This is a genomic window from Mucilaginibacter boryungensis (assembly GCF_015221995.1).
Classification (GTDB): domain Bacteria; phylum Bacteroidota; class Bacteroidia; order Sphingobacteriales; family Sphingobacteriaceae; genus Mucilaginibacter; species Mucilaginibacter boryungensis.
Genome location: NZ_JADFFM010000001.1, coordinates 733,576 through 745,471 on the forward strand (window position 1 = coordinate 733,576; position 11,896 = coordinate 745,471).

Below are 11,896 nucleotides of genomic sequence, written 5' to 3' on the forward strand. Positions count from 1 at the left end.
TTTTAAGTGTTACAAACCTATCAATTACCAAGCATTATGACAATTCCTTTTCCAACTGGATAGCTTTCGGGAAAAGGATATTGCTTTCCAGGTGCACATGGCGGTACAGGTCGTTCTCATATTCCTCCAGCTTTTTAAAAAGTATGGTGTAGGAACTGCAGGCATCCGCTGGTAAGGTATAATTACCGGTAATCTCCCGGATGGTTTCAAAGTCGCCCCCAACCTGTTCATGTTCCGAATCCATTACCTGGATAGGCACTGTTATCTTTCCAAAGTTTGCAGCCGGCAGCAGGCCACCGGAATTATAGACATGGGCCAGTTCCTTTATAAAAGGGAACAAGATCTTTTCTTCCTTAACCATATGGAGTGTCAGATCGTTGCCGATCTTTTCGAAAAGTTGAGCAACACGTACCAATTCGGGATGGCGATCGCCATGAACACGGGCTACCTTTTGAGCAATTTCCATGATAAACTGAGTATTATCCCGCACATAACGGTGGTGCGTGTTAATAATGTAATCACTTAAAAAACCGATATCCCAGTTCTGGAAATCGTTTTCGCTATTGGCGGCTTCACCTTTCACAGCTTCCAGTTGGCGTTCAACCTCTGCAGGATCGATCCCCTTTTTCTCACAAACTTCCGCTATCGTTTTTTTTCCGCCGCAACAAAAATCAATGCCCATGTTTTTAAATATCTGTGCCTTCCGATAATCTTTGGCCACAATTTGACCTATGGTTTCCGCATTTTCGGCCTCGGATCTTTTAGCAATTTTTACCTGCCAAACTTCAGGGCCACTTTCAAGGTATTCCCAGTTAAATACTTGTCCCCTTTCGGCCAGTAATTGGTAATAAAGCGGTTTGGGATCATGGTCGTTGTGAATAATGAAGGCTTCGCCACCGATGAGCGAATCGAATTTGTCAAAGATCGTTGGGTGTTTAAAGCGGGGCTCTATCACCGTCACGTCCAGAATGTCTAATACTTCCATTTTAATATGTTTTAATTAATAAAAGACAAACATATCTTTTATTAGATAAGCGAAAAATGATGTGTATCACAATATTAAATAGATCATAACATAAAAGGTGTTGCCGGGTAACGCTTTTGAAGGAGTTCATTACCTAAGTCTCTTTCGAAATACTGCAATCCGTGAAGATCAAGCGACTTTCTTTATAATGAAGCGGCTGTTTTAATCCAGATACTGATTCCCCAGCAAAAGAATAAAACGCTAATAATGAATAGGGATAATTGGTAAAAGGGAATAATGATACCAACTAAACCCAGCAACGGTTGCAGGAATAGCAAAAACAAATAAAGTACAACCAGCAGCATATAAACACCAAGTAGCCGCGCTGTCGATGCATTCTGCCGCAGATATCCCCCACGGATGAATTGTCCGATTAATAACGGCATCACAATTCCCAGCGTCAGAAGATGGATATAACCGATGATCAGGTTGCGGTTGAGAAAGGTCCATTCCCCGATCAGTGGAAAACAGACTACCAGTTGCAGCAGGCATTTCAGGGTCAGGGCTACCAGGGCAAGCCTTTCCGGCCAGCTCAACTGTAGCCAGCAATCGCGGTAACGCGTGGCAAGGACCAACCAACTGAGCAAATGAAGACTTGCACCTGTTCCCGCTATCCACCATACCGGTGAAGCGGGATGTGACCATAAACAAAAGATCAGGTATAAAGGCATTACAGATAAAGTAAATATGTGTAGCCAGCGCTTATCGTCGGTTGTCACCATGCCAATCGACAACCTTCTTGCCAAAAGGCCAAGTACAGCCAGTTCCATGAAGCCATTCAATTGAAAATGCAGGTAAAAATAGATCGCGTCCTGGTAAACAGACTGGGCTTTCATTCCGCGCGCCGCCAATGGCCCCAGTGCAAATGGGCCCAACGCCGACAGGCAAAGGAAAATCAATGAATAACTGATCATCAGACGGGCAGGTGTGTTGACCGCAGTATGTAAACCCTTACTTTTCCATACCAGGTAAGCCAAACGAAAGCCGACCAGCACAAAAAGCGTTGAAAAGGTGATCGAAACTGCCCGGTACCCCTGTAGCGAAAAACTCAGCAACATGCCCCAGGCGCTTACTTGCGCCAAAATGAGTACCCAACAGAACTCGGTGGATAACTTCCCGTTGCTGCAATGGCGCGCTATCAGGAAAGCTATGGCCAGGAACATCCAGCCTGAAAATGCAAAATGAGAATGCGCATGCAGCAAATACTGGTAATTGAAGGGCAGGCCAGCAAGTTGCATATAGCGGAGGACAACGCCCCAAAGCGACAACACGATAAAGTTGAACAATGCAAGGCGGGTAAAAGGAATACTTTGTAAATGTCGCATCAGAGGCCCAATAAACGTTTACCTTCCTCCGAAATGCTGTCATAAGACCATACGGGTTGCCAAACCAGCACCACCTCGGCCGTGTAGCCTGTATAATGCCCTTCGATACAGTTTTTCACTGCCGAAATGATACTTTCGCCCATGGGGCAATATGCGGAAGACAAGGTCATGGTCACCAGTACCGCCCTATTGTCCGCATCTATGGCAATACCATAAACCAGGCCCAGGTCGATGATATTGATATGCAGTTCCGGGTCGATGACCAGGCGCAGGGTTTCCATAATTTCCGCCTTTAAAAAAGACAACGGGTCGGTGATATCAAAGCTGGCCATAAGTGCGGGTTTGATGAAAGATAACAATACAAACATTACATATATACAACAGCGCTGTAGTCATAAGGGCGGTAACACCGGTATAGATTAGCGGTAACCACATGAAATAGCAGCCGGGCATGAAAGTGACACAAAATATCAGGAAAGCAATGGTTTGCGCTTTCAGCAAGTAGTCTGCGAACAGATCGGACGGCAACGGCGTTTTAAATTTCCCTGTCAGGTGCTCATAGTGTTTAACCCAAACAATAAACGGCAGGGTCTTGAAGGTTTGTCCTAAGATCAGCGAGGTGATCCAGCCCATGAACATCAGTTCCCCATAGACCATGGAAAACCGAATCGTTGCCGGGTTATGTTTGAGGTGGAAATAAATAATGAAAGGCACCAGCAGCACCGCAATTTTTAATAAGATAAAAGAAAGAAAGCTGTTCAGCATCGGCAGGTCAATTTGTTTGCGCAAGCGTGAACGAAGGCATTTATAAAGAAATACAAAATAACACGCCAGGCCGGCACCGCCGATCAGGAACATAATATAGGTGCGGTAACTAAGCCCGAATAAATAAGCATCGATCAGGAAATATAATAGGGCACTGATGATTAGGTAGTAACTCCAGGTCAGCAGCCGGGTGCCCTGATAACGGGATACAAGAAACATGGGGATCAGCTTGGAGCTTACACCAATCAGCATCAGCAGGAACCAGCCGATCAGGCCAAGATGGGCATGCAGCTTTAAAAAGTGCAGTGAATCCTGAGAAAATATCTGCATGGTAAAATTAAAGACCAACGCCGCGCCTAAGGCAACGGTAAAGCAAAGGCAAAGACAGGCACTGAAGATAAAATCCTCCTGAATTGTTTCCTGTTGCTTTTTGCACCCGGTTAAGTAAACATTAACTGTAAACAGGATGCTACTGGTTAGCAGCAGCAAAGCGCTGCATTGCATATGGATACCTGGTATAAAGGTCCAAAAAGACCAGACCAAGCCGACCATGCCTGGCAAAAAAAGGCCGAAGCTCAACCAGGCCAGTTTTTCGCTGTAGAGATCGGTCTCTAATACTACAGGGATCAATTGGTAAGATGCGCCCATAATGATCAGTGTACCCCAGCCGAGTGCGGCGAGGTGGGTTATCGCCAGTATCTGGGGATGAAAATAGTGCCCGGTAAATGCCTTAACCGAAAGCAGCATAAGCAATGTGAGCGCCAGGAAACAGCAGGCCGATACGGCGTAGTGGGTAACCACGATCCGGTAAAGCCCGGGATTTTGTTTGATAGCGGTCATTTCCTCAAAATCAATAAGTGTACATCACCGGGGCCAATATTTTTAAACAAATAGGCCAGGCCCTGTTTTTCCAGTTCTGGCAGCAGGTATATAGGAATCTTTTTATGATAAACGAACAAGGGTTTCCCTACTCTAATTGCGGATGTTCTTTCCAAAATCGTCAGCATTGGTTTGGGCATTTCTAATTGCCGAACATCGACATAAGTGATATTTTGGGGACTAAACCCGGCCAGGGTCCGGTCAAATAACTCGCCATCCACTACGGGTTCCGTAGCCACCGGCAGCCTTGTTAAAGGGCCAGCCGCCACCTGGTTAAAACAAGTGATCACCAGATCAGGCGCTTCGCTGGTCACACGATGGGCAAAGCCTTTTTCGGCCAGCAGGTGAATCAGCGGTAAGGGTTCGAAAGAATTGATCAGCTTTAAACCTTGTTCCACTTCCAATAGCTTCACCGCCGCTAAGATCTCTTTTAGCGGGTCGCGACCGTCGGCAAGGATCGGACGTACATCCAGTTCCAAGTAATCGCGTGGTTCGGCGAATGCCGGAACCGACGAACATATAACTGTGGTGGGCGTCACTTTCGCCACCCGGAAACCGATCTGCTCCATACTCCACAAAAAATCCGATAAGGGTGTATGGGAGATTTTGCAGGCATCAGCAACGCTGACGCGTTTCGCGAACAATCCCCGCAGTATAGGATTTTTTAGCCGAGCGAATTTCTGGTTCAGACCAACCAGGGTGTTGATGACCAACTCCCGGTTAACTTCCAGTAACTGGCTGATCTTGGTATTAGCGTCAATCGTTATTTGCATCCCGCAAATTTGCGCACAAAGGCCCGCTCAAAATATGATCCCTGTCATGTTTAAGCGTGACAGGGGACAGCAAAGCAAGCTGCTGAAAGCCTATTTTTCGTTATGGAAACCGTCTTTAGCCTTCCGTTGCAAAGCCCCGCCACGACCATGCTGGCTTTAGGTATGATCCTGCTGCTCATACCGTCACTGACGCGGTTCTTGCGGGTGCCGCCCATTGCAAGGTTCATCATTGCGGGCATGCTCGCCGGATCGTATGGACTGGCTTGTTGGCCCGTGAAAGTCTCGTAAAGTTCTGAAATTAGTAATAGAAAATATCGAAGTCGAACCGATGACCTCTTGCATCCATACTTGTTTCCAGCGCGCACATGATTACTATCACTTTCATAGCCCCAATACCGGTTTAAAATGGTCTGTAAAATGACCTAATATTCATATTAAACCATGTGGAGCCAATTAAAATTAAACTCTGAGGGCTTCATAACCCTAAGGTCGGCAGTTCGATCCTGCTCCCCGCTACATTTAAGTTAGAAGCCCCGGGCATGAGAACCTGGGGCTTTTTTGTTGATCTCATTCGCCCCATTCCCGGAATGCTTGTTCTTCCATATCATAAAATCTACTACTAATTTTTTCTTTTGTATTATCGAGCGCCAATCGATAAATAGAATGGCAGACAGGAAGATCAACCCGATGATTAAACTGGAAACAGATTTCCAGGAAAATCCTTCGGCAAATATGTTTTGGGTATTCTCCGAGACGTATTTCCCAAGATTCACGGTGATCGCATCGCTTGTAAACTTACCCACAAAAAAAATTGGCATAATGTAAGCCGCATTTATTCTTGCCATGCCACTTGCCAGGAACAAGGGTGTGGTAGGCAGAGGTAGCAGGGTATAAGCGAGTATGGCTATTTGGCCTTTCCAACCCCTTGCTTTAATTTGATCGCCAAGAAATTGCACATCTTCATTTTTTGATTTCCTGAATATCCTGTTTGCTAAAAACGGAATATATAAGGTAAGCACATACCTTCCTGCAATTGACCCCATGACCCCTATAATAATAACCCACCAAATGTTTAATCCGTAGGCAATTTGAAGAAATACCATAATTGTAAAAGCCGGAGGAAAAGGAAAAGGCACCACATCAAACAAAAACGAACCGATAAATACTAAAAGATATTGCCACCACATATTAAAAAAGTCAACATTACTAATCCGCAAATTAAAGATACAAACAACCACAGGCAGGCGAATGATCTGTATCACCTGATTTATTGAGGCATATCACTTAGCAGCAGATCGGTTAAATAAGCTACGACTGAGGATACCCTCTACTCTTCCAGCTTAAATATTCGGTCCATCAGCACCCATTTTTCGCCAGACCTGGCGCCGGGAATGGCCTGCTGATATTTCCACATCAGTTGTTCCCATTCCTGCACTTTTGGGTTAAGGGCATCCATTTCACCTTTGCGGGCGAAGCTGAAAGACCCATCTGTTTCCATGATCATGAACAGGCGGTTGCCAAAACGGTATATTTCCATGCTGGTAATGCCCGCGCTGGTAATGCTGTCCTTAATTTCGGGCCATACATTTTGATGATAGGCTTCATATTCGGTTATCAGGGCAGGGTCGTTTACAAGGTCAAGCGCTAAGCAGTATCTTTTCATAGGTAATGGTTATATGCAGGCATCAAAAATAATACATATTGCATGATATTATATCGGCAAAACATTATAAATTTAATCTCCTGTTAACTATTAATCTCCCCTGTTATTTTTATCCAGGAAAACAACGAGATATTTATGCGCTATAATTAAACCTTTGATGTTCAAACATGTCTAATCCGCTTAATTGACCTTACGTCTACACCTTTTTATGAATCTATTCAAATACCCCTACCTCAAGTTATTGGCCGTAACACTGTTGATATGTGCCGCGCAATTAGTAAAAGCGCAAACCGGTATCAATAACATTATTGCTAAAATTGATACTTTTAACAACCGCATGCCCGCCGAAAAACTGTACATGCAGTTTGATAAGCCCTATTATGCCGTGGGCGATACCATTTGGTTTAAAGCATATTTATTAAATTCTAATCTTAATTACTCGCGTTTAAGCAGCCGGTTATATGTGGAAGTATTAAACGATAGCAGCAAGGTACTGCGCCGCATGGCTATTCCAATGGGGGTGGGTATCACCTGGGGCAATATATCGTTAGAGGGTATCCGCGAAGGATCAGTAAGTATACGCGCCTACACTAATTGGATGCGCAACTTTGGCCAGGATTACTTTTTTAATAAGGCCTTTTATGTAGCTAATCCTAAAAAACAAACATGGCTGGTTAATGCAGGCAGCACACTGGCCGATGCCAACCATATAAAAATGGCTATGAAGTTTACCAGCCTGGATAATCAATCGGTAGGTTTACGGCCTTTAAACCTGCGGGTAACAGATGGAAAAAAAACTTTATTTAAAGGCACCGCGCAAACTACAGCCGAAGGTATGCTGGACGTAAACTTTCCGCTACCCGATAAAACCCCGGTAAAAAACCTGGTATTAGTAGCGCAGGATAAAGATAACAAGAAGCAAGCTGCCGTACCGGTAGTTACACACCGCGCTAAAGATGTTGATGTACAGTTTATGCCCGAGGGGGGCTACATTGTGGCCGGGCTGCCATCGCACATTGGTTTTAAGGCTGTGGGCGATGACGGGCACGGGGTAGCTATCAGTGGTAAAATAGTGAATGCCGCCGGCGAAGATGTGGTATCATTTGCATCTGCTTATAAAGGCATGGGAACGGTTGACCTTGCCCCGCAGGCGGGCGACGTATATATTGCGAAAGTTAACCTGCCCGATGGCCAAACAAAAGATATACCGTTACCGGTTATAAAGCAATCGGGGACAGAGATACGCGTGCGTAACCTTGCTGCACGCGATAGTATGGACGTATCGGTGTTTTTAAGCGCCGACCTGGTTAAACCCGGCAATACTTATTATTTGGTTGGCCAGGCGCGCGGCGTAGTTTGCTTTGGCGCCGGGATACCCACTACCAAAGCTTTTGCAACTGTACATGTGGCTAAAAGTTTGTTCCCTACCGGGATAGTACATTTTACATTGCTAAACGCGCAAAGCCAGCCACTTAACGAGCGGCTGACTTTTGTTGAGCATCATGATAACCTAAAAATAAGCATAGCGCCCGGGCAGCAAAATTTTGCCCCGCACGATAGCATCCCTTTAAAAATTACAGTGAAGGACCCATCGGGCAAACCGGTTATAGGCAGCTTCTCGGTAGCGGTTACCGATGATACCCAGGTTAAAACCGATAGCGTAAACGCCGATAACATTTTAACCCATTTCCTGCTCTCGGCAGACCTGAAAGGCTTTGTTGAAGACCCCGCCTACTATTTTAGCGGCGATAAAATGGCCTGGCAGGCGCTGGACGCATTACTGCTTACCCAGGGCTGGGTGGGGTATGATTGGGCTGCTATTAACGCCCAGGCTAAACCAACGTTTAACCCCGAGTATGAATATACGGTTAACGGTTATGTAGGTAACCTGCTTAATAAGCCAATAGCAAATGCCGAAGTAACCTTATTGGCTACCGGGCGGTACCACTATATTAAAGATACCTTAACCAATGCGCAGGGCCGGTTTGTATTTAAACATTTCCCACCTATTGACAGCGCTACGTTTGTTTTGCAGGCCATGAACAAACGGCATAAAGTAATTAATGCGGGTATCACGGTTGATGAAAATATTGCCCCCGACGTTATAAAAGCCAATATACCCCACGCTGCGCCATGGTATGTAAACAGCGACCCTGCCATGCTTAATTATGTAAAAACTAATCCCACCTATCATAACGATCTGGATAAGGCCGTATATGGCCCGCAGGGCCGTATGCTAAATATGGTAACCATACGCAATCAGGCTATTATTAAAGGATCGGCCAACCTTAACGATGGGGGCGAGGCCGACCAGATAATTGATGAGCAAACTATAGAGGAAGCCAACAAAACATCATTAGGCGATCTTTTAGAGCAAAAGGTAAAAGATTTCAGGGTAGGGTATCCGCCCAGGAGCCATAATTTGACTTATTTTTTAAAAGACAAAAAAGTGCGTTTTATATTTGATGGTATAGATTTGAACAGGTTTTATACCCCGATGGAGGCTACTGAAGGTGCCCCTCTGCAAAATGATTATTACATCTATATTAAACAATATCTTGATTATTTTACCGCCGAAGATATTAAAGGGATAGAAGTTCAATACTCATCAAGGAACACTGCGCGGTATAGTAACAGGAATTTAACTTCCGATGAAATATTGGCTGAAAACCCGGCCGGCGCGCGTGGTTCAGCAACAGCTTTTATCGAGATAACCACCCGTTCGGGCAATGGTCCGTTTATGCGGAAGGCTAATGGCATATACGTTTACAAACCGTTGAAAAGCACTTTGCCCAAAACCTTTTACCGCCCAAGATATACCGTTGCAAACCCCACCAGTAAATACGGCGATCTGCGGTCTACCATCCATTGGGAGCCGGCAGTAGTAACCAACCAAAGTGGCGAGGCCACCCTATCGTTCTTTGCTGCAGATAAACCGGCTACCTACACCATCACTATGGAAGGCGGCGATTTAAATGGCAAGGTTGGCTATCAAACCCAAAAGGTAACCGTTGCAGGTGGGAAATAACATTTGATTAACAAATGAAAAAGGGCCGTGCCATATTGTACGGTCCTTTTTTATTTTATACAGATGAAGTTCTTTCAATTTTGTATTTTGAACAATATTATTAAAGTCAAATAAAACCTCCTGACGTGATGAGATTTACTGCTATACTTTTTTTTACGCTTTTGGCTATCAGCAACATTAATTGTACTGCACAAAGTGCATTAACAAAGCAACATGCATTTAATAAGCGGGGAATTATTACAGGCGCCGACCAGACTGAAAAATATTTGCCTTATTTAAATGGAAAGCGAATTGGCCTGGTGGCCAACCAAAGTTCCCTGATTGGTAAGAAAAACAGCGTAGACAGTTTATTAAGCCTGGGAGTTAAAATTATAAAAGTGTTTGGGCCCGAGCATGGGTTTAGAGGCAATGCCAGTAATGGAGCTGTGGTAGGCGATGAGAAAGATGCGAAAACCGGCATTCCAATTATCTCGTTATATGGCAAAAACCAAAAACCGACAGCAGAACAACTGGCAGATATCGATCTGATGATCTTTGATATCCAGGATGTGGGTTGCCGCTTTTATACTAATATCAATACGCTTGAACATGTAATGCAGGCCTGTGCAGAAAACAACAAAGAACTGCTAATACTTGACAGGCCTAATCCTAACGGATACTTATTGGATGGGCCGGTAATGACTGATGATAAATTTAAATCGGGTATTGGGATACATCATACGCCAATGGCCCATGGCATGACCATAGGAGAATTTGCACAATACCTTAACGGCGAGGGGTACCTAAAGCAGCAATGCAAAATAACTATTATAAAAATTGCCAATTACAATCATAACATGCCTTATGTATTACCCATACATCCTTCACCAAATTTAAATACACAGCAAGCCGTAATGCTTTTCCCCAGCCTGTGCATGTTTGAAGGGACAGCTATTAACGAAGGCCGGGGCACGTATATGCCATTTACTGTTTTGGGTGCACCCGCATTACGGGGCAAATATTCATTTTCATACAAACCGTTAAGTATCCCCGGAATGAGTGAGACCCCCAATCATAAAGACTCTGTTTGCTATGGCCTCGACCTTCGTAATTATGATGTCAACAATTTACGCAAAAGCCGCCAGATCAATTTGGCATGGGTTATTGAATTATATCATGCTTATCCTGACAAAGCCCATTTTTTTGCTGAAGAGAGGGCCAGTACCGGTGTATCTCCATTCGATCTGCGTATAGGTACAGATCAACTCAGAAAGCAGATAATAGCCGGGGTTCCTGAAACTGAAATCAGGAAAAGCTGGGAACCGGGATTGCAAAAGTTTAAGGCTATACGGGCAAAGTATCTTTTATACCCGGATTAATTAAATCGCAGCGTAAGCGTTTTCCGCTACTGAAAATTAAACAGTATCTCCTTATATTTTTCCCCCTCATTACTTATATCATAGTACCAGGAATTTCCCACATTTTCTATAGTATAAGTAAATCCGGCTTTTATAGTAGTATCGTCATTGCCGGGCACTGCTTTTTCTACAACTAATTTATGGGCCAGGTTGGGGATGTCTTTAATCCTCATTGGGGGTAATACCGAATCCCAAAGTATTTGATTGGGCAATTTTTGTATAGATAGTTTGAATTGGATATTACCATTATCGCCCGAGAAATCTTTATCGGTATAAAGTATAAATTTAATTTTCCTGGTAGTTACAGGGTCGGGTGTTGAGCTTTTTTTACATGCTGCCGTAAATAAGACTGCACAGCCACAAAAAATTGCTAAAAGGTTTGTTTTCATATTCGGGATAACGACGACTGACGAACAAAGGTTGCCTTGCTGTTTTTTTGATTAGCATGCCTTAGCCTCTTTTAATAATAAAGCAACGTTTTTAAATAAAATACGGTATATACAGGCAAACCTATATACATGAAGAAAATAGTTATACTCTGTTTATTTAGCTTAACGTTTGCGGCCTGCAAAAAGGCCCCGGTAACTACACCAGCTTTACAAACAGGAAATGGGATAACCGGCAAATGGAATATAATCTCGGTAACCGTTATTCCGCGCGATTCAACAGGGAAGGCCATAAACAACGGGACTGGATATGCCGAACCGGCTTATTATTTTTTTCAGTTTAACGCCGATAATACCTGGGTAGAGAATCTGGACCCTGCACCAACCAATCCGTTGGGCGAAAGCGGCCGCTATGTTTTGCATGCAGATACCAGCTTTACCCTGATCAATGTTAACCTGCCTTCAAGTCCGGTAGAGTGCAAAATTGTGTCCCTTAGCGGTTCATCGTTTGTATTTAGCCACCAAAAAGCCACCTTGTATAATGGCGTAACCCCCGGTCGATTGGAATACGTTTTTGAATTAAAAAAGTAATATGAGCGGTAAAGCATTTGTTGTGCCGCGAGTTAAGCTATGATACTAAAACATAGTATACCAAT

The 11,896-nt window shown here is 44.1% G+C and carries 11 protein-coding genes; 3 read left to right on the top strand and 8 right to left on the bottom strand.

The genetic code is table 11. The features are described 5' to 3' along the window. Positions 1-34 precede the first annotated feature (34 nt). The 7 genes from ric to IRJ18_RS03200 form a co-directional block, all read right to left on the bottom strand. On the bottom strand, positions 35-985 hold the full coding sequence (gene ric / locus IRJ18_RS03170) for an iron-sulfur cluster repair di-iron protein (RefSeq protein WP_194104745.1): 951 nt from the start codon (positions 983-985) through the stop codon (positions 35-37). A gap of 182 nt (positions 986-1,167) precedes the next feature. Beyond that, positions 1,168-2,349: a hypothetical protein gene (locus tag IRJ18_RS03175; protein ID WP_194104746.1), complete on the bottom strand. Its 1,182-nt coding sequence runs from the start codon at positions 2,347-2,349 to the stop codon at positions 1,168-1,170. After that, complete coding sequence (locus tag IRJ18_RS03180) at positions 2,349-2,681, bottom strand: metal-sulfur cluster assembly factor (RefSeq protein WP_194104747.1); 333 nt, start codon at positions 2,679-2,681, stop codon at positions 2,349-2,351. The genes IRJ18_RS03175 and IRJ18_RS03180 overlap by 1 nt, the downstream gene beginning before the upstream one ends. Continuing rightward, complete coding sequence (locus IRJ18_RS03185; RefSeq protein WP_194104748.1) at positions 2,668-3,954, bottom strand: heme-copper oxidase family protein; 1,287 nt, start codon at positions 3,952-3,954, stop codon at positions 2,668-2,670. Before IRJ18_RS03185 ends, IRJ18_RS03180 begins: the two co-directional genes overlap by 14 nt. Next, the gene (locus tag IRJ18_RS03190) at positions 3,951-4,766 is read right to left on the bottom strand and encodes a DUF2249 domain-containing protein (RefSeq protein ID WP_194104749.1); all 816 of its coding nucleotides are present in this window, start codon (positions 4,764-4,766) and stop codon (positions 3,951-3,953) included. The genes IRJ18_RS03185 and IRJ18_RS03190 overlap by 4 nt, the downstream gene beginning before the upstream one ends. Before the next feature lie 524 nt (positions 4,767-5,290). Further along, positions 5,291-6,028 (bottom strand): hypothetical protein, encoded by a 738-nt coding sequence (locus IRJ18_RS03195; protein ID WP_194104750.1) that lies wholly within the window; start codon positions 6,026-6,028, stop codon positions 5,291-5,293. A gap of 65 nt (positions 6,029-6,093) precedes the next feature. Beyond that, the gene (locus IRJ18_RS03200) at positions 6,094-6,429 is read right to left on the bottom strand and encodes an L-rhamnose mutarotase (RefSeq protein ID WP_194104751.1); all 336 of its coding nucleotides are present in this window, start codon (positions 6,427-6,429) and stop codon (positions 6,094-6,096) included. 208 nt (positions 6,430-6,637) lie between these two features. On the opposite strand from IRJ18_RS03200, the gene IRJ18_RS03205 reads away from it, so the two are divergent. Together IRJ18_RS03205 and IRJ18_RS03210 are read left to right on the top strand one after the other, a co-directional pair. Beyond that, positions 6,638-9,457, top strand: coding sequence for a carboxypeptidase-like regulatory domain-containing protein (locus IRJ18_RS03205; RefSeq protein WP_194104752.1), 2,820 nt, complete (start codon positions 6,638-6,640; stop codon positions 9,455-9,457). A gap of 128 nt (positions 9,458-9,585) precedes the next feature. After that, positions 9,586-10,815 (top strand): exo-beta-N-acetylmuramidase NamZ family protein, encoded by a 1,230-nt coding sequence (locus tag IRJ18_RS03210; protein WP_194104753.1) that lies wholly within the window; start codon positions 9,586-9,588, stop codon positions 10,813-10,815. Between the two features lie 26 nt (positions 10,816-10,841). Here the strand turns inward: IRJ18_RS03210 and IRJ18_RS03215 are convergent, their stop codons facing one another. Next, positions 10,842-11,243, bottom strand: a complete 402-nt coding sequence (locus IRJ18_RS03215) for a hypothetical protein (RefSeq protein ID WP_194104754.1) — start codon at positions 11,241-11,243, stop codon at positions 10,842-10,844. 129 nt (positions 11,244-11,372) lie between these two features. Here IRJ18_RS03215 and IRJ18_RS03220 point away from each other — a divergent pair, with 129 nt between their 5' ends. After that, on the top strand, positions 11,373-11,831 hold the full coding sequence (locus tag IRJ18_RS03220; protein ID WP_194104755.1) for a hypothetical protein: 459 nt from the start codon (positions 11,373-11,375) through the stop codon (positions 11,829-11,831). Positions 11,832-11,896: the final 65 nt, after the last annotated feature.